Origin of the sequence: Streptomyces yunnanensis, from assembly GCF_029011865.1 — a bacterium.
Lineage (GTDB): Bacteria > Actinomycetota > Actinomycetes > Streptomycetales > Streptomycetaceae > Streptomyces > Streptomyces yunnanensis.
Window position 1 is genome coordinate 4,424,217 of sequence record NZ_CP095749.1, and the last position, 21,424, is coordinate 4,445,640.

Here is a 21,424-nt window from a genome sequence, read left to right on the forward strand (position 1 = left end):
GCCGCCCCACCGCCCGTCAGTTCTGTTGCAGGAACGCCTTCGCCAGGGCGTCGCCGCGGCCGACCGCATCGGCGTGGCTCTCGATCGGCGAGGTCCGGGAGTTCTTGAACAGCAGGTAGGTGACGCCCGAATCCGCGCCGCCGGTCTCGGGGTTGGGGTCGATGCCCAGCCCCTTGGCGGCCGCGTAGGACGCCTCGCCGATGATCTTCTCCGGTCCGGTGTCGCCGACGGCGGCGTATTCGACCTGGTTGTTGTAGATGATGGCGACCACACCGCCGCCCTTGATGCCCGCGGACTCGTAGTTCCAGATGCCGCTGACGCTGGGCACCACGACATAGGGGAGCTTCGCGGCGTTCAACGGCTTGCCGTCGGACTGGTGGAAGCGGGTGTCGTCCTGGAACCAGGGGTCGGTGTCGGCGTTGCACTGCGCGGTGATCTGCCCGTCGCAGTCGATGTCCATGTCGGCCTTCCAGAAGACGGCGCCGTTCTTGCCGCAGACCGGGACGGTGGCCGAGGTCTCCTCGTCGGTCCGGTACGTGCCGTTGGATATCTGCTTGCAGTCCTTGAGTTTGGCGAGCAGTTGGGCCGCGGAGACCGAGCCCTCCTGGAGGGCGGTGTGCGGCGCGGCCCGGTGGGCGGCCGGCTGGGCGGTGGCGGGAAGGGCCGCGGCGGTGAGGAGGGCGGCGCCGGAGGCGGTGGCGAGGGCAAGCGTTCTGCTGCGCACGGGGAACCCTTCTGTTAGGAAAGTTTCCTTACCGCGCGCCAATCTGCTCCCGTTTACGTGTTCGCGTCAACACTCGTGCCGGACATCGCCCGTACCGCGACGACCGGACCGACCGGGCCTGCGCCCGTCCGGCCCGGTCGGCCCGGTCGGCCGCGCTACGCCCCGGCGCCCCCGGCCCGGACCAGCCCCGTCTCGTACGCGAGCACCACCGCCTGGACCCGGTCCCGCAGGCTCAACTTCGTCAGGATCCGGCCCACATGGGTCTTGACCGTGGCCTCGGACAGCACCAGCCTCGCCGCGATCTCGCCGTTCGACAGTCCCTGCGCGACGAGCAGCAGCACCTCCCGCTCGCGATCGGTCAACCGCGCCAACTCGGGCCGCGCGGGCTCACCGGCGGTGGCGGGCAGCATCGGCGTGAAGCGGTCCAGCAGGCGGCGGGTGGTGGACGGGGCGACGACCGCGTCCCCGCTGTGCACCGACCGGATCGCGGCGAGGAGTTCGCTCGGCGGGACGTCCTTGAGCATGAAGCCGCTGGCCCCGGCCTTCAGCGCGGAGAAGGCGTACTCGTCCAGGTCGAAGGTGGTCAGGATGAGCACCTTCGGGGCGCCCTCGGGCTGTCCGCCCCCGCAGATCCGGCGGGTGGTCTCGACCCCGTCGAGATGCGGCATCCGGACGTCCATGAGGATCACGTCCACGTCGGTGGAACGCAGCACCTCCAGGGCCTGCACCCCGTCGCCCGCCTCGGCGACGACCTCCATGTCGGGCTGTGCGGCCAGCACCATCCGGAAGCCGGTGCGCAGCAGCACCTGGTCGTCGACGAGCATCACGCGGATGGTCATGGCAGGGGGATCCCTTCACAGGTTGCCTGGGTCGGCTGGGTCGGCTGAGGCAGGTGGGACGGAAGCGAGCGGGGCGGCCCCGAACGGGACCACGGCGAGCGGCGCCGGGCCGCGCGGGACCACATCGTCCTACGGGAGCGGCACCGTGGCGTGCCGGGCCGGTGCGGCGGCGGCGCGGACGGGCCCCTCACCGCTCCGCCTTGAGCGGCAGTACGGCGTTGACCCGGAAGCCGCCGCCCGGCCGCGGCCCGGCGTCGAGGATTCCACCGACCATGCCCACCCGCTCGCGCATACCGATCAGGCCGTGGCCGAGCCCGTCCTCGCCGCCCGACTCGTAGAGCTCGTGCTGCGCGCCGCGGCCGTCGTCCTCGACGAGCAGATCGAGGTCGTCGTCCCGGTAGGTGAGGCGGACGGTGGCGCTGACGCTGGGGCCGCCGTGCTTGCGGGTGTTGGTCAGCGCCTCCTGGACGATGCGGTACGCGGTCAGTTCGACGCTGCTGGGCAACGGGCGCGGCTCGCCGACCACCCGGAAGTCGACCGGCAGCCCCGCGCCCCGGACCTGGTCTATGAGATCGGCGAGCTGCTCGACGCCGGGCTGCGGCACATACTCCCCGCCCTCGGCCTGCTCGCCGGTGCGCAGCACGCCCAGCAGCCGGCGCATCTCGGCCAGCGCCTGCCGGCCCGTGCCGGAGATCGTCTCCAGTGCCTGCCGGGCCTGCTCGGGCGCGGCATCGAGGACGTAGGCGGCGCCGTCGGCCTGGACGACCATCACCGAGACGTTGTGCGCGACGACGTCGTGCAGCTCGCGGGCGATCCGGGCGCGCTCGGCCGCGACCGCGATCCGGGACTGGGCCTCGCGCTCCTTCTCCAGGCGGGCGGCCTTCTCCTCCAGCTGCGCCCAGTACGCGCGGCGGGTGCGGATCGAGTCGCCCAGCACCCAGGCCAGTACGAACGGCACGGTGAGCAGCACCGTGAAGAACGCCGCTGCCCACAACGGCGTTTCGACCGGGCTGTCCCGGAAGCGGAGCTGGGACAGCCCGGGGGCGATCAGCGCGGCGGCCAGTGCGAAGCGTGAGGCCCAGCGGCGGGCCGAGGTCTCCGAGGCAACGGTGTAGATGATCACCAGCATCGCGAAGTCGCCCGTATTGGGCGTCACGTTGAAGATCAGCTGGCCGATGCCGAGGGCGGCGGTCAGCAGCAGCATCTTGACCGGGTACTTCCGGCGCAGGGCGATGACCAGGCACAGCCCGATGCTGAAGAACAGGCCGAGGAACTTGCCCTCGATGCCCGACCGGGAGATGACCCACAACCCGGTGAGCCCGAAGAGGAGGAAAGCCCAGAAGCTGTCCACTCCCGTCGGGTGCCTGCGGAGGAAGTCATAGAGGCGCTGCACGTAACCCAGCGTAGGCAGCGCAGAGGGCTAGCGGAGTCAACCGGAGGGGCGATCCTCTTCGGTGGGGCCTACTCCGCTAGGTGGAGGCCCCATGCGCCCATTGTGTCGACCCCGGGGGTGACACATGATCACAAGGCCCGGGCGTCCCCCGCTCCGCCCCCGGAGAAACGCCCGCCACCAGCGGCTTTCCTCCCCACCCGGGCTCATACCGCAGGCCGACCGTCACACCACGGGGCGACCCCCTTCGCCGCGCGCCACCCCCCGTACCGTGGTGCGTGTGACGACACAGGGACGCGGGCCGGCGGCGAACGGGCATCGGCACGCCCGGCCGGCGACCGCCGAGGACCACCACCCCGCCGCGCCCTCCGGCCCCGGCACCGACGGCACCACCGAGCCGGCCGCCGCCGACGGCACCTGGCGCGGCTGGCGGGAGGCGACCGAGCACGCGCTCTACGGCCCCGACGGCTTCTACACCCGCCCCGGCGGCCCCGGCCCCGCCGGCCACTTCCGCACCTCCGTCCACGCCTCCCCGCTGTACGCCGGCGCCGTCGCCACCCTCCTCCGCCGGGTCGACGCCGCACTCGGGCACCCGGACGAGCTGGCCCTGGTCGACGTCGGCGCGGGCCGCGGCGAGTTGCTCACCGGCGTGCTGGCCGCCCTGCCCGAGGACGTGCGCGCCCGGCTGCGCCCGTACGCCGTCGAACGCGCCGCGCGCCCCCAGGGCCTCGACCCCCGCATCACCTGGCGCGCCGAGCTGCCCACCCCGGGCTCCCTCGCCGGCCTGCTCTTCGCCAACGAGTGGCTGGACAACGTCCCGGTGGACGTCGTCGAGACGGACGCCGACGGCGTACCGCGCCGCGTCCTGGTCCGGGCCGACGGCACGGAACGGCTGGGTCCGCCGGTCGACGGCCCGGACGCGGAGTGGCTCGCCCGCTGGTGGCCGCCCGTCGCGCCGGAGGCCGACGCCGGCCCCGCCACCGGGTCGCGCGCCGAGATCGGCCGCCCCCGGGACGCCGCCTGGGCGCGCGCCGTCCGCACCCTCCGCGCCGGGCTCGCGGTCGCCGTCGACTACGCCCACCACCGCGCCGACCGGCCCCCCTTCGGCACCCTCACCGGCTTCCGGGAGGGCCGCGAGGTCCGCCCCGTCCCGGACGGCAGCTGCGACCTCACCGCGCACGTCGCGCTGGACGCCTGCGCCGGTCCGGCCGCCGAGCGACTGACCCAGCGCGCCGCGCTGCACGCCCTCGGCGTGGCCGGTCGCCGCCCGCCGCTGTCCCTGGCCGGCACCGACCCGGCCGGCTACCTACGGGCACTGGGCGCGGCCGGGGACGCCGCGGAACTGACCGATCCGGCGGGCCTGGGCGGCTTCGGCTGGCTGCTGGAGCCGGTCGGCGGCGCCGCCTGCGCCGGCCTGCTCACCTCCGACGCCCCGGACCGACGGCACCCCACGGCCTGACCGCGCGGCCGCACCGCACGGCCGCGCCCCATGCCCCGGCCCCGCCGCCCGGCCCTCGGTCGGGCCCGTTCCACACCACGGACCACCCGGCTCCGCTTCACCCCGCCCTGCGACACTGTCCCCATGACGGAGACGACGGTCGGCATCGGCGGCGCGGCGGAGAGCACCGACATGGTGCTGAACATCGGCCCGCAGCACCCCTCCACGCACGGCGTGCTGCGGCTGCGCCTCGTCCTGGACGGCGAGCGCATCCGGCAGGCCGAGCCGGTGATCGGCTACATGCACCGCGGCGCCGAGAAGCTCTTCGAGGCCCGCGACTACCGCCAGATCATCATGCTCGCCAACCGCCACGACTGGCTGTCGGCGTTCTCCAACGAGCTGGGCGTGGTGCTCGGCGTCGAGCGGATGCTCGGCATGGAGGTCCCCGAACGCGCGGTGTGGACCCGCACGCTGCTCGCCGAGCTGAACCGCGTCCTGAACCACCTGATGTTCCTCGGCTCGTACCCGCTGGAGCTCGGCGGCATCACCCCCGTCTTCTACGCGTTCCGGGAGCGCGAGGAGCTGCAGACCGTCATGGAGGAGATCTCCGGCGGCCGGATGCACTACATGTTCAACCGGGTCGGCGGCCTCAAGGAGGACCTGCCCGCCGGCTGGCTGGGCCGGGCCCGGCAGGCCGTCGCCGACGTCCGCTCCCGTATGGGCGTCTTCGACGACCTGGTGCTGGGCAACGAGATCTTCCGAGGTCGCACCCGCGGCGTGGGCGTGCTGAGCCGTGAGGCGGTGCACGCCTATGGCGTCTCCGGGCCGATCGCCCGCGCGTCCGGCGTCGACTTCGACCTGCGGCGCGACGAGCCGTACCTCGCCTACGGGGACCTGCAGTCCACGCTCAAGGTCGTCACCAAGGAGGAGGGCGACTGCCTGGCCCGCTTCGAGTGCCTGCTGGAGCAGACCCACAACTCCCTCGACCTGGCCGACGCCTGCCTGGACCGGATCGCGGAGCTGCCGCCCGGCCCGATCAACCAGCGTCTGCCCAAGGTCCTCAAGGCCCCCGAGGGCGCGACCTACGCCTGGACGGAGAACCCGCTGGGCATCAACGGCTACTACCTGGTCTCCAAGGGCGAGAAGACCCCCTACCGCCTGAAGTTGCGCTCCGCGTCGTACAACAACATCCAGGTGCTGACGGAGCTGTTGCCGGGGACCCTGATCGCCGACATGGTCGCCATCCTGGGGTCGATGTTCTTCGTGGTCGGGGACATCGACAAGTAGCCGGACCGCCGGGGCCTCGACGCGTCGCCGACGCGCGACGGCCCGCGGCGGTCGCCCGCGTACGACACGGCGGCGGGGAGTTCGTCCACAGGCTGTGGACGAACTCCCCGCCGCTCGGTGCGTTCTGCCGCCTTCCGGCGCTCAGGAGATGGCGCTGCGCAGTTCGGCGAGATCGAGCTGCTCGGTCTCGTCGTGCGCGGTCAGGTCGATGACCTCGCCGGCGCCGTGCGTGGTCTCCCCGTCGGCGACCGTCTTGCCGGGTGCCTCCTCGCCGGACGTCTCTTCGCCGGACGCCTCGCCGTCGGCGCCGGCCGCGGTGTCGTGTTCCGCGGCCGCCGGCTCGGTGGCGTCGGACTCCGTGGCCTCGGACCCCGGGTGCGCCGCGGCGGTGGTCGCACCGGCGGCCTGCGGAAGCGCCGCGCGGGCCTCAGCCCGCGCCGACTGTTCGGCGACCGCCTCGTCGCCGACGACGTCCGCCAGGTCCTCCTCCAGCGGCGCGGTCAACTGCTGACGCGGCACGGTGGTGTTGCCGAAGAAGTCGAAGCCGCCCAGCATGCGGGGCACGGGCGGGCGGGTCGGGGCGATGGCGGCGGCGGCCGGCACCGGGCGGAGCGCCGGTCCGCCCACCCCCTGCGCGGCCGCCGCCCCGGCCTTCCCCCGGTCGGTCGCCTCGGGCTTCCCCTCGGCGCTGCTGCCGTCCTGGCCGGTGTGTTCTGCGGCCGCGCGCTGCCGGGCGGCGTTGCGGGCCAGCTCGCGCAGCGCCCGGTCCGCCTCCGCGAACGTGGCGGCCGGACGGGCCGGGGCCGCGCCGTCCGCGTCCCGGGCGGCCGGCACCGGGCGACCGCCGCCGGTCGCCGGCCCGCGCCGGGCCGGGACGAGTTCGCCGCCGGAGGACGGCTGCCCGGCCTCGATGGCGAGCAGTCGGCGCCCCTCCAGGGCGCTGGCCCGCTCGGTCTCGGCGGTGGCGTAGCGGCGCAGCAGCGCGGCGTGCTCGCTGCGCAACCTGGCGAGTTCGGCGCGCTTGGCACGGAGCTTGGCGTCCAGGCCGGCGCGGATCTCGCGCGCCTCCTCGACGTCCGTCTCCAGCTCCGCGACCCGCTCCTCGGTGCGCCACTCGTCGCGCACCCGGGCGCGCGTCAGCTCGGCGACCCGCTTACCGGCCTTGCGGTCCCATGAGCGCAGCAGGACCGCACCGGTGACCGCGGCGGCCGCGGCACCGGCGGCGAGCACCCGTTGCACGAGGTCGTCGCCGACGAACCAGGCTCCCGTGGCGCAGGCAATTGACGCACCGGCGACCGTCAATGGAGGAAGCAGCCGGTGGAGGGGTGGGGAATGGCGGTGGCGTCCTCGTGGCATGGCCAGAAACTTACCGTGCGTTCGAGACCTATGGGGCCTCGCCTACGGATCCGTTCCCCGCTGGTTACTTCTTGACCAACCCCTTGGACTCCAAATATGCCTGCGCGACATCGGCGGGCTTCAAACGCTCGGCGTCGACCTTGCGGTTCAAGTTGATCAAGTCCTCGGTGGTGAGCACGTTCGTGATCTTGTCGAGGGCGGTCTCGATCTCCTTGTCACCGGCGCTCTTGGCATTCAGCACCGGCAGGACATTGTCGGCGTTCTGCAGCTTCTTGTCGTCCTGCAGAAGCACCAGACCGAAGTTGTCGAGGGTGGCGTCCGTGGTCGTGGTGAGCACCAGCTGATCGGTGCCGTCCTTGACGGCCTGCTTGGCCTGGGGAGTCCCCACGCCCTTGGGGTCGATGCCCTCGACGGTGATGCCGTAGGTCTTCTCCAGGCCGGGCTTGCAGAAGACCCGGGTCTCGCACTCCTCCCCCGCGGCGAGTTTGATCTTCTGCTGGGAACGGCCCAGGTCGGAGAGCGTCTTGAGCGTGTGCTGGGCGGCGAATTCCTTGGTCACCGCGAACGCGTTCTGGTCGGTGGCCGCGCCCGCCGGCAGCACCTTCAGTCCGCGCGGCTCGGCCAGCTTCTTCAGCTCCGCCACCGCCTTGCCGATGTCGCTGGACGCCACCGGCTTCGCCTTGGCGCCGTTCTTCTTCGCGTTGAGGAATTCCGCGAGCGTGGAGGCATATTCCGGAACGACATCGATCTGGCCCTTCTCAAGGGCCGGTTCATACAGCTCACGATTGGTCAGCGTCTGAACCCGCGGGCGGTAACCGGCATCGGCGAGGACCCGCGAATAGATCTCGGCGAGCACCTTCGACTCGGTGAAACCCGCCGAGCCGATGACGATCTCGCCCTTCCCGCCACCCTTGCCCTGGCCGCCCTTCTCCTCCAGGCTCTGCCCGCCGCACGCGGCCAGCCCGGCCGCCAGCGCCACCACCGTCCCCGCGGCGAGCGCGGTACGCGCCGTGCGGGCCGTGCGTGCTGTGCTGCTCATGGAATTCCACTCCGTCCGTTCGGATCAGGTCGGTTGACCGGTTGAGACGTCTCGGGTCGGAGCGGGCGGGGCCTCCTCGACCGGGCCCTGCCCCCTCTTGCGCGGCCCGCGCCGCCGTCCGCGCATCGGGTCGCAGGCCCGGTCCAGCAGCACCAGCGCCCCCTCCACCACCAGGGCCAGCAGCGCCACCAGCACCGCACCGGCGACCACCTGCGCGGTGTCGTAGTTGCCGAAGCCGGCGGTGATGATCCGGCCCAGGCCCCCGCCGCCGGCCAGCGCGGCCAGCGTCGCGGTGGCCACCACCTGGACCGCGGCCGAGCGCAGGCCCGTCATGATCAGCGGGTAGGCGAGGGGTATTTCCACCCGCCGCAGCAGCTGCGGACCCGACATGCCCATCCCGCGCGCCGCCTCGACCACATCGCGGTCCGCCTCGCGTATGCCCAGATAGACGTTGGTCAGCAGCGGCGGCACCGCGAACAGCACCAGCGCGATGATCGTCGGCCAGTCGCCGTGCTTCCCCAACGGGCTCAGCGTCAGCAGCACCAGCACCGCGAAGGTCGGCACCGCGCGCCCCACGTTGGAGACATTGACCGCCAGCGTCCCGCCCTTGCCGATGTGCCCGAGCCACAGCGCCAGCGGCAGTGCGATCAGACACGACAGCAGCAGGCACAGCCCGCTCAGCCAGAGGTGCTCACCGAGGCGGTGCCACACGCCCTTCTCGCCGGCCCAGTTGGCGGCCGTGCCCAGCCACTGCCAGGCCCCCGTGATCGCGTCCACGCTCACCCCACCGCCTTCGCCACGGCCGCCCCGCGGCGCACCCGGCGGCCCCCGGAGCGCGCCCGCGTCCACGGCGTCAGCAGCCGCTGCAGCCCGAGCAGGAGCAGATCCGCCACCAGCGCAAGCAGCACGCACAGCACCGACGCGGTCAGCACCTCCGCCTTGAAGAAGCCCTCCATGCCGCTGGCTATGAGATTGCCCAGCCCGCCGTAGCCGACGACCGAGCCGATCGTCGTCATCGCCACCGTCGAGACCGTGGCGATCCGCACACCGGCCACCAACGCGGGCAGCGCGAGCGGGAGTTCCACCTCGAACAGCAGCCGGGCGGGCCCGTACCCCATCCCGCGGGCGGCCTCCCGCACCTCGGCGGGCACCCCGTCCAGCCCCGCGAGGATGTTGCGCACCAGGATCGTCAGCGAATACAGCACCAGGCCCGTCACGACGACCGACGGCGACACCCCGAAGACCGGTGTCAGCAGCGCGAACATCGCCAGCGACGGCACGGTGTACAACACCGTCGTCAGCCCCAGGACCGGGCCCGCGACGCCCCGCCGGTGCCGCGCCAGCAGCGCCAGCGGAAAGGCGACCAGCAGCCCGAGGAGCACCGACACCACCGTGATGCCGACGTGCTGGAGCGTGGCGTCCAGCAACTCCTGGCTCCGGGTGCGGAGGTACTCCCCGCATATCCAGTCGTTCCGCTCCAGGCAGCCGGGCCCGCCGCCCTGCGCCATGAACTGACTGCCCGTCAGCATTTCCGCCGCGCGCACCGGTGCCTCCACCGCCGTCACCTCCCCCGCTCGCCGATACCGTGGTGACTGTCTGCGACCCTAACCCCCACCACTGACAATCGCCTCGGCCCACCCTCCACTCGCAACATCGCGTTCATGCCACCCACGCACGACGCGTACACAATGGGGCCCGTCCACACAGGGGGAATTCATGATCCGCTTCGAGCACGTCACCAAGCGCTACGCCGACGGCACCACGGCCGTCGACGACCTCTCCTTCGAGGTCGCCAAGGGTGAACTCATCACCCTCGTAGGCCCCTCGGGCTGCGGCAAGACGACCACGATGAAGATGGTGAACCGGCTCATCGACCCCACCGACGGCCGGATCCTCCTCGACGGCGAGGACATCGCCGACGCCGACCCGGTCGAACTCCGCCGCCACATCGGCTACGTCATCCAGCAGGTCGGGCTCTTCCCCCACAAGACCATCCTGGACAACACCGCCACCGTCCCCCACCTCCTCGGCCGGCCGCGCAAAGCGGCCCGGGCCCGCGCCGCCGAACTCCTGGACCTGGTCGGCCTGGACCCGTCCGTCTACGGCGACCGCTACCCCGACCAGCTCTCCGGCGGCCAGCGGCAGCGCGTGGGCGTGGCCCGCGCACTCGCCGCCGACCCACCCGTGCTGCTGATGGACGAGCCCTTCGGCGCGGTCGACCCGGTCGTCCGCGAGCACCTCCAGAACGAGTTCCTGCGGCTCCAGTCCACGCTCCACAAGACGGTGCTCTTCGTCACCCACGACATCGAGGAGGCGGTCCGGCTCGGCGACCGCATCGCCGTCTACGGCGCCGGACGGATCGAGCAACTGGACACCCCGGCGACGGTCCTGGGCGCCCCGGCGACCCCGTACACCGCCGAGTTCGTGGGCGCCGACCGGGGGCTGAAGCGGCTCGCGGTGACCCCCGTCGAGGCCGCCGACCTCGACGAGCCGCCGGTGGTCCGCCTGGACGACCCGGCCTCCCGGGCCGCCGACGCGCTCTCCGCCGCCGACGCCCCCTGGGCCGTCGTCCTGGACACCGACGGATCGCTCTACGGCTGGGTGGCGGCCGACACGCTCACCGGCCCCGCCGCTGACCGCACCGCCGGCGTCCGCGACCTGGCCCGCCCGATGACCGCCGCGGTGCCGCTCGGCACCCCGCTCCGGCAGGCGCTGAGCACGCTGCTCCAGCACGACGCGGGCTGGCTCGCGGTCCTCGACGGCGACCGCTACCGGGGCGTCCTCACCCCCGCCGCACTGCACGGCGCGCTGCGCCGCGCCACCACAGCGGACGCCGCCGACCTCCCGCGCGACGAGGTCGCCCTGGACACCGTCCCGCGGACCTGAAGAGCACCGGAGCCCCGGCCGGACCGCGTCGGTCCGGCCGGGGCTCCGTCACACCCGCGTCGCGGTCACGCCCGCGTCGCGCCGGGGCCGTCGTCGCCTTCCTCGCCCTCGGGCAGCTTGCAGACCCGCTCCAAGAAGATCGCCGCGGCGATCACGCCGGCCCCGGCGACCACCGAGAGCCCGGCGTACACCGCCTGGCTGCTGCGCGCGTCGTCCACCCCCGACGTCAGCAGGAAGGCCCCGACGCCGCCGTACAACCCGGCGACCAGCGACGCCACCAGGGCGCTCGCCTGGCCGAAGACCACCGCCCGGGCGGCCACCAGCGGTTCGACGCCCTTCGCCCCGGGCCGCCGCTCGCGCTGTGCCCGCAGCCGGGACCGCAGCGAGAAGGCGGTGGCCGCCAGCACCGCGGCGATCAGCGCCAACACGATCGGCGCCGCCACCGGCACACTGGGAAGCGTCCCGAACGAGTCCCACAACCGGGCGCCCGCCCAGGCCAGGATCCCCATCACCAGGAACAGCCCGACCAGGACCTTGATCCGTAGCTGCTTCACCGCGCGATCGCCCCTCGCACCGTCCCGGTCACCCCTGCCGCGATGACCGAGTCTGCTCTCATGGCCGCACCCACCGGTGCGGCCGCCGTATCCGTCCGGCCGCCTGCGTACGCGCGAGCGCGTACGCCACCGACGTCCATACGCCAGTACATCAGCGCACCCGGCGTCCCGAACGCATCGCCACCGTACGCGACCGGCCCGCAACCCTAACGACTACTCGGGCAGCCGCAGTTCCAGGTCCGCCCGGAGATTCACACCCTCGGCGCCGACCCCCGACAGCAGGGCGGCCACCGCGCCGCGCCCCGGAACCTCCGCCTCCGGGTCGATGTCGTGCCACGGCACCAGGACGAACGCCCGCTCGTGGGCGCGCGGGTGCGGCAGCGTCAGCCGCGGGTCGTCGGAGACCACGTCCTGGTAGGCGAGGATGTCCACGTCGATGGTGCGCGGGCCCCAGCGCTCGTCCCGCACCCGCTCGAAGGCTTCCTCGATGGCGTGCCCGCGCTCCAGCAGGGACTCCGGCGGCAGCGTCGTCTTGATCAGCACCACGGCGTTGAAATACGAGGGCTGCGAGTCGGGGGCGACGCCCCACGGCTCGGTCTCGTACACCGGGGAGACCGCCTTGACCCGTACACCGGGGGTGTCCTCCAGCGCGTCGACGGCGCCCTGGAGGGTCTCCAGGCGGTTGCCGAGGTTGCTCCCCAGCGAGATCACCGCGCGCTTGGGGTTGGAGAGCGTGACGTCCGCCGCGTCCACCTGCTCCACCACGGAAGCGGGGACCGGCTGGACGGTCGGGTCGTTGACGGGGTTGACGTGGGAGGAGCGGGAGGGGGTGGCGGGGGCCGGCTGCTGGGTGGTTTTCATACTCGGCTCCGAGTGATGGTGATGGTCACGTCATCGAAGGGGACGGTGATCGGTGCGTCCGGCTTGTGGACCACCACTTCCACCTCCTGCACCCCCTCGTGCTTCAGGCACTGGTCGGCGATGCGCTCCGCCAGGGTCTCGATGAGGTCGACGGGCTCGCCTTCGACGACGGCCACCACCTCCTCGGCGACGATGCCGTAGTGGACGGTCTTCGCGAGATCGTCGGAGGCCGCCGCCGGGCGGGTGTCCAGGCCGAGGACCAGGTCGACGATGAAGGTCTGGCCTTCCTCGCGCTCCCGGGGGAACACCCCGTGGTGGCCTCTGGCCTTCAGCCCACGCAGCGCGACACGATCCACGCGAATCACTCCCACTGGTCCGGCGGCACCCTTGGCGCCATTTGTTCGTCGGATTCGGGCAGGCGCCAGAGTCGGCCGGCGACGCTGCCCCATTCGAATCTACCTGCGAGCACCGACAGCGCTCGCCCACGGGGGCTATGGACAAGGCCCCGTCCCGCTGCTAGGCCGCGTCGCGCAGACAGCCTTGCGGCGCACGGGAGATCGCCCGCGCGGCCTCTTACCCGCGCACACCCGCCCCACCCCTACCCATACCGCACTTGGCTCGAACGGGTGCGCCCCGCCCGGGCCGCTGACGCCGGGCGCGCCGGCGCACTCCCCCGGGACGGGCACGCTTGTGAAGCCACTCACATGTCCGCGGAGTGGGACTACAACCGGCCGGCGGGCCCGCTCTCCTCGTCCTCGTCCGCGTCGTCGTCCCCTTCGTCGTCCTCGCGGTCCGCGAGCACCGGCGAGCCGTGGTGCGACCAGACCCGCCAGCCGTCCTCGGTCCGTCTGAAGACATTGGTCGCCACGACCAACTGGCCGATCAGCGGCCCCACCGAGCCGTCGTCCTCGGCGGGCCCCCCGCTGAGGATGTTCTCCGTACAGGTCACCAGCGCGGTGTCGCCGATGACGTCGATCTCCACATCGGTCAGGAAGAACTGGATGTACTCGGTGTTCGCCATGATCAGCGCGTACGAGCGGAGCACCTCCCCGCGCCCGCGCAGCACCGGCCACCCCGGGTGCACCACGCTCACCTGACCGTCCAACCACAGCTCGGACAGCGCCTCGTGGTCGCCACGCTCGATGGTCTCGTACAGCGTGGTGTTCGCCTGCTCGACCAGCTCGATGTCCGTCCGTGGGCCCAAGCCGCTCACTTCGTCCCCGTCGTCGTCGCCGTACCGCTCACCCGGCCCGCACCGGACGCCCCGGCGCTCCCGGCCACCGCGCCCTCGACGGCGCGGGCCACCCGCACCGCGTCCGCGCTCGCCCTGACCTCATGCACCCGCACCGCCCAGGCCCCCTCTCGCGCCACGATCGCCGACACCGCCGCCGTCGCGGCATCCCGCTCCCGGGCCGGCGGTGGAGCGGCACCCTCGCCGCCTGCCAGCACCCTGCCCAGGAACCGTTTCCTCGAAGCGGCCACCAGCAGCGGTCGGCCAAGCGCCCGCAGCCGGTTCAGCTGGGCGACCAGCGCCAGGTCGTGCCCGGCCTCCTTGGCGAAGCCCAGCCCGGGGTCGATGACGATCCGCTCCGGGTCCACCCCGCCGGCGACCGCGCGCTCCACGCTGACCGCCAGCTCGTCGACCACCTCGCCGACGACGTCCGCGTAGACCGCCCGGTTGTTCATGTCGATCGACTGGCCCCGCCAGTGCATCACCACGAACGGGACGTGGTGGGCGGCGACCACCGGCACCATCGCCGGGTCGGCCAGCCCGCCGCTGACGTCGTTGACCAACCACGCGCCGGCCTCCACGGCCTGCTCGGCCACCGCGGCGCGCATGGTGTCGACGGAGACCACGACCCCCGCCGAGGCCAACTCCCGGACCACCGGGACGACCCGGCGCAGCTCCTCGGCCTCGTCCACCCGGGCCGCGCCGGGGCGCGTCGACTCGCCGCCGACGTCCACCATGTCGGCGCCCTGGGCCACCAGGTCCAGACCGTGTTTGACGGCGAGCTCGGTGTCGAACCACTCGCCGCCGTCGGAGAACGAATCGGGCGTCACGTTCACGACGCCCATCACCGCGCAGCGGTCCCAGTCCGGCAGTCCGGCCACCCGGCCGCGCAAGGTACTCATGGCACCAGCGTAGGCCGTGTGCCGACCGGCCGGATTGCCCCCGCCGACCTGCGCGACCCGACGTCCGACGGGCCGCCCGCGCACCCCGTGCGGGGCGCCCGAACGGCCCGTTCGTCGCGGTTGCGGACGCGGCCTAGGCGACCTTCTCCAGCGTCCCGGCCGCCAGCACCGACTCCTCCGGATGCGCGCAGGGCAGCGACTCGGCGGCCTTCCGGCGGCGCAGCACCCGCGGCAGTTCCAGATAGCCCTCCGCCTGCATGGTCGCCAGGCCGATCCGCGGGATGTCCCGGCTGCTGCGGAAGACCACGAACCGCGGCTCCCAGCGCGGCTGGAACTTGTCGTTGAACTTGTAGAGCGACTCGATCTGGTACCAGCGGGACAGGAAGAGCAGCGTCCCGCGCGTGATGCGCATCACCGGGCCCGCGCCCAGCTTCTCGCCCCGCTCCAGGTAGGAGCGGAAGACCGCGAAGTTCAGCGAGAGCTGCTTGATCTTCAGCTCCGGCGCGGTGTGCAGGGCGGCGACGATCAGCAGCTCGTTCATACCCGGGTCGGCGCTGCGGTCGCGCCGCATCCGCTCCAGCGACATACCGTCCGGCCCCCAGGGCACGAAGTACTGCAACGCCTTCAGGTCACCGAACGGGCCGGCCTCCTCGCCCTCCGCCGGGGCCAGATGCGCGGTCGCGATCACCGCGTCGCCGTCCTTGTCCGCGTCGATGCGGCCGAGCGCCATGGAGAAGCCGCGCTCGTCGTCGGTGTCGCGCCAGGCGTCGGCGGCCTTCTGTACCCGCTCCAGCTCCTCCGGCTCCAGGTCGCGCACCCGGCGCACCTGAGTGGTGTACCCGTTGCGCTCGATGCGCTTGACCATCTGCCGCACGTTGCGCATCGACCGGCCGGACAGGGTGAAGTCGGCGACGTCCACGATCGCCTCGTCGCCCAGCTCCAGCGCGTCCATCCCGGTCTCCCGGGTCCAGACCTGGCCGCCGGTCTCGCTGCAACCGTGCACCGCGGGGGTCCAGGAGTGCGCCCGCGCCTCCTCCATGAAGCGCTCGATGGCGCCCGGCCACGCCTCGACGTCCCCTATCGGGTCGCCGCTGGCGAGCATCACCCCGGAGATCACCCGGTAGCAGACCGCGGCCTTGCCGGACGGCGAGAACACCGCGCCCTTGTCCCGGCGCAGCGCGAAGTAGCCCAGCGAGTCCCGGCTGCCGTGCTTGGCCAGCAGCTCCCGCAGCCGTTGCTCGTCCTCGTCCGTCAGCCGGGCCGCGGGGTGCTCGGGCCGGAAGGCGAGGTACGCGGTGGTGGCCACGGTCAGCAGGCCCAGCGCACCGAGCGAGTAGCCCACGGTGTAGTCCACGCCATGGGTGTAGGCGACCGGCCCCTCGAAGCCGAAGAGCCCCCACAGCACGTGCTCGGCGCGCGCACCGAACGACGGCGAGCCGACGATCTTGTGCGGGTGGGAGCTGACGATCACCATCCCGAGGGCGAAGCTGACCCCACCGAGGACGATGAAGTTGGCCACCGCCCGCCAGCGGCTGCGCGGGTCCGGCAGCGCCGCGAACTCCCGCCGGTGCCGGATCAGGAACCCCAGCAGCAGCAACGACAGCACGGCCCCGAAGACCGAGTGCCGGTACACCACCTGGGCGGCGATCCCCACCGGCAGCAGCGCCACCGCCGCCACCCAGGCCCGCCGCTTGCGCCGCTTGAGCCCGTGGGCCAGGAGCAGCAGCAGGATCCCGACGACGAGCGAGGCGGAGGCCGCCAGCGGGCTCACCGCGCCCGGCAGCACCTCGGCCACCGCGTGCACCCGGCTGTGCCGGAAGCGCGGGAAGAGCCCGGACATGAGATTCAGCACACCGACCACGACGCCTGCCGTGCCGATCAGCCCGGGTACCGCCGTGGGCCGCGGGCCACGGAGCCAGCGTGGCGCAGACCACGCAACCTTCTCCGACTTTTCCCCATCTAGCCTGTCAGACATCACTTTCCCGTCGCCCCGGTCGAGAGAACGTGCGAGCCTAGTCGCAGCATCTGGACTTTTGCGCCCTGTATGACGGCGTCTCAGGGCTCGGGGTTCCACTTGCGGTCCGGATGGCCCGGCCGCCCGGAAGAAAGCACCACATGGGTCTCACCAGCAAGAAAGTGTTGCTGCTCGCCGTACTCGTCGCGGTGGCACTGTTCGTTCTCACCATCTGGCTCTGGCCGCGGCTCTCCAAGGGCAACTGGCGCGCCGTGCTCGGCCGCATCGGCCTGCTCTTCGCCACCCAGCTCTCGCTCTTCGCGGCGATCGGCCTGTTCGCCAACAACACCTTCGGCTTCTACGCCTCCTGGGCCGACCTCTTCGGCCAGGAGCAGGAACCGGGCGTGGTCACCAACTACAAGTCCGGCCCGAACGGCACCAACCTCAAGATGCTGGGCACCGAGCGCCTGAGCATCCAGGGCGCCTCGGTCCCGACGTCCGCCGGCCGGCTGGACAAGGTCCTGATCCGCGGCGAGAAGTCCAAGATCGCCAGCCCGGCGTACGTCTACCTGCCGCCGCAGTACTTCCAGAAGAAGTACGCGCACAAGAAGTTCCCCGCGGCGGTGGTCCTGACCGGCTACCCCGGCACCGCCGAGGCGCTCTACAAGAAGCTGCACTACCCGCAGACCCAGTACGACCTGCTCCAGGACAACCGCATCCAGCCGACCGTCCTGGTGATGATGCGCCCGACGGTCGCCCCGCCCCGTGACACCGAGTGCGTGGACATACCCAACGGCCCCCAGACCGAGACGTTCTTCGCCCACGACCTGCGGCACGACATCAGCGGCCAGTACCGCGTCGGCAAGGACGCCAAGAGCTGGGGCATCATGGGCGACTCCACCGGCGGCTACTGCGCGCTGAAGCTGACCATGCGCAACCCGCAGTCGTACTCGACCGCGGTCTCCCTCTCCGGCGACTACAAGGCGCCGATCGACGCCACCACCGGCCCCCTGTTCGGCGGGAGCAAGCAGCTGGAGCGGGAGAACGACCTGCACTGGCGGCAGAAGCACATGCCCGCTCCCCCGGTGAACCTGCTGGTCACCAGCAGCAAGCACGGCGAGAGCAACTACAAGCCCACCCTGAAGTTCATCGAGGGCACCAAGTCGCCGTCCAAGGTCGCGTCGATCATCCTGGACAGCGGCGGCCACAACTTCAACACCTGGCGCCGCGAGATCCCCGCCGCGCTGGCGTGGATGGGCGGCCACCTGAAGGCCTGACCAGGCCCCTTGGCGACCCGGCAGCGGCCCGGGGTCCCGGCGATACCGCCGCGGCCCCGGGCCGCTCCCCGTTACGGGCCGTGGCACGCCGCACAGGGCGCCGACGACCGCCTTTCCCGTCTCTTCCCGGCCTGCCGGCCTCAGCGGGCCAGTATCAGGCTCATCGCCTCGGCCCGCGTCGCGGGATCGCGCAGCTGCCCGCGCACCGCGGAGGTCGTCGTCTTCGCCCCCGGCTTGCGCACCCCGCGCATGGTCATGCACATGTGCTCGCACTCGATGACCACGATCACCCCGCGCGGCTCCAGAATCTTCATCAGCGAGTCGGCGATCTGGGTGGTCAGCCGCTCCTGGACCTGGGGGCGCCGGGCGAACACGTCGACCAGCCGGGCCAGCTTGGACAGCCCGGTGATCTTGCCGTCGGTGGACGGGATGTAGCCGACGTGGGCCACACCGACGAACGGCACCAAGTGGTGCTCGCAGTTCGAGACCACCTCGATGTCCTTGACCAGCACCATTTCGTCATGGCCGAGGTCGAAGGTGGTGGTCAGCACGTCTTCGGGCTTCTGCCACAGTCCGGCGAAGATCTCCTTGTACGCCCGCGCCACCCGCGCCGGCGTCTCCAGCAGGCCCTCCCGGTCCGGGTCCTCGCCCACCGCGATGAGCAGCTCGCGCACGGCGTTCTCGGCGCGCTTCTCGTCAAACGTGCCGATCGCGCCCTCGACGTCCAGCGTCACAGGGTCCGTCATTGGTGCCTCGTTCCTTCTGGGCCCGCTCGAAACGCGGAAAGCCGCGCCCCCCAGGCTAAAACCTTGGGGGGCGCGGCGCGTATTCCGGGGCCCGGGGGCCCCTGGCTCAGCTATCCGAGCGCGGTTCCTCGGCGGTGTCCGTCTTCTCCATGGAGACCGACGGTGCCGTGGAGCCGTTGGCCGGGGCCAGCTCCTTGGGCGTCAGCACCGGCGGACGGGTCGAGGGCGTACGACGCGAGGAGCCGGTCCACGCCGGGCGGGCCGGGCGCTTCACGATGTGCTTGAAGACCTCGGCGATCTGCTCCTTGTTCAGGGTCTCCTTCTCCAGGAGCTCCAGAACGAGGTTGTCGAGCACGTCGCGGTTCTCGACCAGGATCTCCCACGCCTCGTTGTGCGCGGTCTCGATGAGCTTCTTGACTTCCTCGTCGACCAGCGCGGCGACCTCCTCGGAGTAGTCGCGCTGGTGCGCCATCTCGCGACCCAGGAACGGCTCGGAGTTGTCCGTGCCGAACTTGATCGCGCCGAGCCGCTCGGTCATGCCGTACTGCGTGACCATCGCGCGGGCGGTGGCGGTCGCCTTCTCGATGTCGTTGGCGGCACCGGTGGTCGGGTCGTGGAAGACCAGCTCCTCCGCCGCACGCCCGCCCAGCATGTACGCCAGCTGGTCGAGCATCTCGTTGCGGGTGGTGGAGTACTTGTCCTCGTCGGGCAGGACCATGGTGTAGCCCAGAGCCCGACCGCGGGACAGGATCGTGATCTTGTGGACCGGGTCGGAGTTCGGCGAAGCCGCCGCGACCAGGGCGTGCCCGCCCTCGTGGTACGCGGTGATCTTCTTCTCCTTCTCGGACATGATCCGGGTCCGCTTCTGCGGTCCGGCCACGACGCGGTCGATCGCCTCGTCCAGGAAGTGGTTGTTGATCAGCTTCTCGTCGCTCCGGGCCGTCAGCAGCGCGGCCTCGTTGAGGACGTTGGACAGATCGGCACCGGTGAAGCCCGGGGTGCGCTTGGCGACGGCCGAGAGGTCGACGTCCGGCGCGACCGGCTTGCCCTTCTGGTGGACCTTGAGGATCTCCAGCCGGCCCTGCAGGTCCGGACGGTCGACGGCGATCTGCCGGTCGAAACGGCCGGGGCGCAGCAGCGCCGGGTCGAGGATGTCCGGGCGGTTGGTGGCGGCGATCAGGATCACGCCGCCCTTCACGTCGAAGCCGTCCATCTCGACGAGCAGCTGGTTGAGGGTCTGCTCGCGCTCGTCGTGGCCACCGCCGAGACCCGCACCGCGGTGCCGGCCGACGGCGTCGATCTCGTCGACGAAGACGATCGCCGGGGCGTTCGCCTTGGCCTGCTCGAAGAGGTCACGGACCCGGGAGGCACCGACACCGACGAACATCTCGACGAAGTCGGAGCCGGAGATCGAGTAGAACGGGACGCCGGCCTCGCCCGCGACGGCGCGCGCGAGCAGCGTCTTGCCCGTACCGGGCGGGCCGTACAGCAGCACGCCCTTGGGGATCTTGGCGCCGACGGCCTGGAACTTCGCCGGCTCCTGGAGGAACTCCTTGATCTCGTGGAGCTCCTCGACGGCCTCATCGGCACCCGCGACGTCCGCGAAGGTCGTCTTGGGGGTGTCCTTGGTGATCAGCTTCGCCTTCGACTTGCCGAAGTTCATCACCCGGGACCCGCCGCCCTGCATCTGGTTCATCAGGATCAGGAAGATGACCGGGATGAGGATGAAGGGGAGCAGCGTGATGATCACGCTGACGAACGGGTTCTGCTTCGACGGGGAGACGGTGTAGCCGTCCTTGATCTCACCCGTCTGGTACTTGGCCTGCAGGTTCTTCGCCAGGTCAACGCCCTGGTCGCCGATGTAGCTGGCCTGAATCTTGTTGGAGCCGGCGATCTTGTTGTCGCCCGACAGCTCGATCTTGATCTTGTTCTCGTCGCCGGTGGTGAGCTCGGCGGACTTCACCTTGTTGTCAGCGATCGCCTTGACGACCTGACCGGTGTCCACCGTCTTATAGCCGCCGGACGAGCCGACGACCTGCATCAACACGACCACGGCGAGGACGGCCAGCACGATCCACATGACCGGCCCACGGAAGTATCGCTTCACGTCCATCCACACGGAGCCACCTAAGGCCCCGTCCCTCCTGCCACAGTGAGGCACAACGCCCTCTGGAGGGCTGGTCGTGCGTACGGTGTGTATTACTGGCCCGAAAACCGACTGCCTTCGGACGGTACCCCAGCATTGTCACCCGGCGCCCGTGCCGGTGCGGAACAATGAAGCCCGGGATTCCCCTCTCCCTGCTCCAACGGCGGGAATCCCCGAAGGGTTCCCGACGCCCGCCACGGGCCATCCGGGTCCCCGTCCGACGCGGCGGCCGGGGGACGCGGGGGTGCTCTCAGCCGCCGTACACGTGGGGCGAAAGGGTACCGACGAACGGCAGATTGCGGTACTTCTCCGCAAAGTCCAGGCCGTAACCCACGACGAATTCGTTGGGAATGTCGAAGCCGATCCACTTCACGTCGATGGCGACCTTGGCCGCGTCCGGCTTGCGCAGCAGCGTGCAGACCTCCAGCGAGGCGGGCTCGCGCGAGCCGAGGTTCGACAGCAGCCACGACAGCGTCAGACCCGAGTCGATGATGTCCTCGACGATCAGGACGTGCTTGCCCTTGATGTCGGTGTCCAGGTCCTTGAGGATGCGGACCACACCGGAGGACTGGGTGCCCGCGCCGTAGGAGGACACGGCCATCCAGTCCATCGTGACGGGGTTGGACAGCGCACGCGCCAGGTCCGCCATCACCATCACCGCGCCCTTGAGGACACCGACGATGAGCAGGTCCTTGCCCGCGTACTCCGCGTCGATCTTCGCAGCCAGCTCGGCCAGCTTGGCGTCGATCTCTTCCTTAGTGATGAGCACCGACTGAAGGTCGGCGCCCATGTCC

Annotated in this window: 20 protein-coding genes; 4 read left to right on the forward strand and 16 right to left on the reverse strand. The window is 71.5% G+C overall.

What is annotated here, in order from left to right; translation table 11 throughout:
- Window positions 1–16: 16 nt before the first annotated feature.
- From MOV08_RS18980 to MOV08_RS18990, 3 genes are all read right to left on the reverse strand, one after another.
- Complete coding sequence (locus tag MOV08_RS18980; protein ID WP_039634136.1) at window positions 17–724, reverse strand: glycoside hydrolase family 75 protein; 708 nt, start codon at window positions 722–724, stop codon at window positions 17–19.
- Between the two features lie 155 nt (window positions 725–879).
- Window positions 880–1,563 (reverse strand): response regulator, encoded by a 684-nt coding sequence (locus MOV08_RS18985; RefSeq protein ID WP_039634138.1) that lies wholly within the window; start codon window positions 1,561–1,563, stop codon window positions 880–882.
- A 187-nt stretch (window positions 1,564–1,750) separates the two neighbouring features.
- A complete protein-coding gene (locus tag MOV08_RS18990; RefSeq protein ID WP_078875812.1) occupies window positions 1,751–2,956 on the reverse strand; it encodes a sensor histidine kinase in 1,206 nt (401 codons plus the stop codon).
- 277 nt (window positions 2,957–3,233) lie between these two features.
- Between MOV08_RS18990 and MOV08_RS18995 the strand changes: the two genes are divergently transcribed.
- Both MOV08_RS18995 and MOV08_RS19000 read left to right on the forward strand, forming a co-directional pair.
- Window positions 3,234–4,412 carry an SAM-dependent methyltransferase gene (locus MOV08_RS18995; protein ID WP_275308232.1) on the forward strand — a complete coding sequence of 393 codons (1,179 nt, stop codon included), beginning with the start codon at window positions 3,234–3,236 and terminating at the stop codon, window positions 4,410–4,412.
- Window positions 4,413–4,535: 123 nt separating this feature from the next.
- On the forward strand, window positions 4,536–5,678 hold the full coding sequence (locus MOV08_RS19000) for an NADH-quinone oxidoreductase subunit D (protein ID WP_039634144.1): 1,143 nt from the start codon (window positions 4,536–4,538) through the stop codon (window positions 5,676–5,678).
- A gap of 141 nt (window positions 5,679–5,819) precedes the next feature.
- Here MOV08_RS19000 and MOV08_RS19005 read toward each other — a convergent pair whose 3' ends face one another.
- The 4 genes from MOV08_RS19005 to MOV08_RS19020 all read right to left on the reverse strand — a co-directional run bounded on the left by MOV08_RS19005 (window position 5,820) and on the right by MOV08_RS19020 (window position 9,581).
- Complete coding sequence (locus MOV08_RS19005) at window positions 5,820–7,034, reverse strand: hypothetical protein (RefSeq protein WP_420834182.1); 1,215 nt, start codon at window positions 7,032–7,034, stop codon at window positions 5,820–5,822.
- Between the two features lie 64 nt (window positions 7,035–7,098).
- Window positions 7,099–8,073: an ABC transporter substrate-binding protein gene (locus tag MOV08_RS19010; protein WP_275308233.1), complete on the reverse strand. Its 975-nt coding sequence runs from the start codon at window positions 8,071–8,073 to the stop codon at window positions 7,099–7,101.
- A 24-nt stretch (window positions 8,074–8,097) separates the two neighbouring features.
- A complete protein-coding gene (locus tag MOV08_RS19015; RefSeq protein ID WP_039641106.1) occupies window positions 8,098–8,850 on the reverse strand; it encodes an ABC transporter permease in 753 nt (250 codons plus the stop codon).
- Between the two features lie 2 nt (window positions 8,851–8,852).
- On the reverse strand, window positions 8,853–9,581 hold the full coding sequence (locus tag MOV08_RS19020; RefSeq protein ID WP_039641108.1) for an ABC transporter permease: 729 nt from the start codon (window positions 9,579–9,581) through the stop codon (window positions 8,853–8,855).
- Window positions 9,582–9,789: 208 nt separating this feature from the next.
- Between MOV08_RS19020 and MOV08_RS19025 the strand changes: the two genes are divergently transcribed.
- Window positions 9,790–10,959: an ABC transporter ATP-binding protein gene (locus tag MOV08_RS19025; protein WP_275308234.1), complete on the forward strand. Its 1,170-nt coding sequence runs from the start codon at window positions 9,790–9,792 to the stop codon at window positions 10,957–10,959.
- 65 nt (window positions 10,960–11,024) lie between these two features.
- Here MOV08_RS19025 and MOV08_RS19030 read toward each other — a convergent pair whose 3' ends face one another.
- The 6 genes from MOV08_RS19030 to MOV08_RS19055 form a co-directional block, all read right to left on the reverse strand.
- Window positions 11,025–11,513: a DUF3180 domain-containing protein gene (locus MOV08_RS19030; protein ID WP_039634150.1), complete on the reverse strand. Its 489-nt coding sequence runs from the start codon at window positions 11,511–11,513 to the stop codon at window positions 11,025–11,027.
- A gap of 213 nt (window positions 11,514–11,726) precedes the next feature.
- On the reverse strand, window positions 11,727–12,374 hold the full coding sequence (gene folK / locus MOV08_RS19035) for a 2-amino-4-hydroxy-6-hydroxymethyldihydropteridine diphosphokinase (protein ID WP_039634152.1): 648 nt from the start codon (window positions 12,372–12,374) through the stop codon (window positions 11,727–11,729).
- A complete protein-coding gene (gene folB / locus MOV08_RS19040; RefSeq protein ID WP_016574864.1) occupies window positions 12,371–12,730 on the reverse strand; it encodes a dihydroneopterin aldolase in 360 nt (119 codons plus the stop codon). The genes folK and folB overlap by 4 nt, the downstream gene beginning before the upstream one ends.
- 365 nt (window positions 12,731–13,095) lie before the next feature.
- Window positions 13,096–13,578, reverse strand: coding sequence for a nuclear transport factor 2 family protein (locus MOV08_RS19045; protein ID WP_275311828.1), 483 nt, complete (start codon window positions 13,576–13,578; stop codon window positions 13,096–13,098).
- Window positions 13,579–13,583: 5 nt separating this feature from the next.
- The gene (folP, locus tag MOV08_RS19050) at window positions 13,584–14,507 is read right to left on the reverse strand and encodes a dihydropteroate synthase (protein WP_039634156.1); all 924 of its coding nucleotides are present in this window, start codon (window positions 14,505–14,507) and stop codon (window positions 13,584–13,586) included.
- Window positions 14,508–14,640: 133 nt separating this feature from the next.
- A complete protein-coding gene (locus tag MOV08_RS19055) occupies window positions 14,641–16,482 on the reverse strand; it encodes a phosphatidylglycerol lysyltransferase domain-containing protein (protein ID WP_275308236.1) in 1,842 nt (613 codons plus the stop codon).
- A gap of 140 nt (window positions 16,483–16,622) precedes the next feature.
- Here MOV08_RS19055 and MOV08_RS19060 point away from each other — a divergent pair, with 140 nt between their 5' ends.
- Entirely contained in the window at window positions 16,623–17,738 is a 1,116-nt protein-coding gene (locus MOV08_RS19060) for an alpha/beta hydrolase (RefSeq protein ID WP_275308237.1), read from the forward strand.
- A 140-nt stretch (window positions 17,739–17,878) separates the two neighbouring features.
- Here MOV08_RS19060 and folE read toward each other — a convergent pair whose 3' ends face one another.
- The 3 genes from folE to hpt all read right to left on the reverse strand — a co-directional run bounded on the left by folE (window position 17,879) and on the right by hpt (window position 21,420).
- Window positions 17,879–18,484: a GTP cyclohydrolase I FolE gene (folE, locus tag MOV08_RS19065; RefSeq protein WP_039634160.1), complete on the reverse strand. Its 606-nt coding sequence runs from the start codon at window positions 18,482–18,484 to the stop codon at window positions 17,879–17,881.
- A 106-nt stretch (window positions 18,485–18,590) separates the two neighbouring features.
- Entirely contained in the window at window positions 18,591–20,597 is a 2,007-nt protein-coding gene (gene ftsH / locus MOV08_RS19070; RefSeq protein WP_039634162.1) for an ATP-dependent zinc metalloprotease FtsH, read from the reverse strand.
- A gap of 283 nt (window positions 20,598–20,880) precedes the next feature.
- Entirely contained in the window at window positions 20,881–21,420 is a 540-nt protein-coding gene (gene hpt / locus MOV08_RS19075) for a hypoxanthine phosphoribosyltransferase (RefSeq protein ID WP_039641113.1), read from the reverse strand.
- Window positions 21,421–21,424 lie beyond the last annotated feature (4 nt).

What these genes read in the sequence shown, in the direction of transcription:
- MOV08_RS18985 (WP_039634138.1), bottom strand. Translation starts at nt 1,563, where the DNA reads ATGACCATCCGCGTGATGCTCGTCGACGACCAGGTGCTGCTGCGCACC.
- MOV08_RS19000 (WP_039634144.1), top strand. Translation starts at nt 4,536, where the DNA reads ATGACGGAGACGACGGTCGGCATCGGCGGCGCGGCGGAGAGCACCGAC.
- MOV08_RS19005 (WP_420834182.1), bottom strand. Translation starts at nt 7,034, where the DNA reads ATGCCACGAGGACGCCACCGCCATTCCCCACCCCTCCACCGGCTGCTT.
- MOV08_RS19010 (WP_275308233.1), bottom strand. Translation starts at nt 8,073, where the DNA reads ATGAGCAGCACAGCACGCACGGCCCGCACGGCGCGTACCGCGCTCGCC.
- MOV08_RS19020 (WP_039641108.1), bottom strand. Translation starts at nt 9,581, where the DNA reads ATGGCGCAGGGCGGCGGGCCCGGCTGCCTGGAGCGGAACGACTGGATA.
- MOV08_RS19025 (WP_275308234.1), top strand. Translation starts at nt 9,790, where the DNA reads ATGATCCGCTTCGAGCACGTCACCAAGCGCTACGCCGACGGCACCACG.
- folK (WP_039634152.1), bottom strand. Translation starts at nt 12,374, where the DNA reads ATGAAAACCACCCAGCAGCCGGCCCCCGCCACCCCCTCCCGCTCCTCC.
- folP (WP_039634156.1), bottom strand. Translation starts at nt 14,507, where the DNA reads ATGAGTACCTTGCGCGGCCGGGTGGCCGGACTGCCGGACTGGGACCGC.
- MOV08_RS19055 (WP_275308236.1), bottom strand. Translation starts at nt 16,482, where the DNA reads ATGTCTGACAGGCTAGATGGGGAAAAGTCGGAGAAGGTTGCGTGGTCT.
- MOV08_RS19060 (WP_275308237.1), top strand. Translation starts at nt 16,623, where the DNA reads ATGGGTCTCACCAGCAAGAAAGTGTTGCTGCTCGCCGTACTCGTCGCG.
- folE (WP_039634160.1), bottom strand. Translation starts at nt 18,484, where the DNA reads ATGACGGACCCTGTGACGCTGGACGTCGAGGGCGCGATCGGCACGTTT.
- ftsH (WP_039634162.1), bottom strand. Translation starts at nt 20,597, where the DNA reads ATGGACGTGAAGCGATACTTCCGTGGGCCGGTCATGTGGATCGTGCTG.
- hpt (WP_039641113.1), bottom strand. Translation starts at nt 21,420, where the DNA reads ATGGGCGCCGACCTTCAGTCGGTGCTCATCACTAAGGAAGAGATCGAC.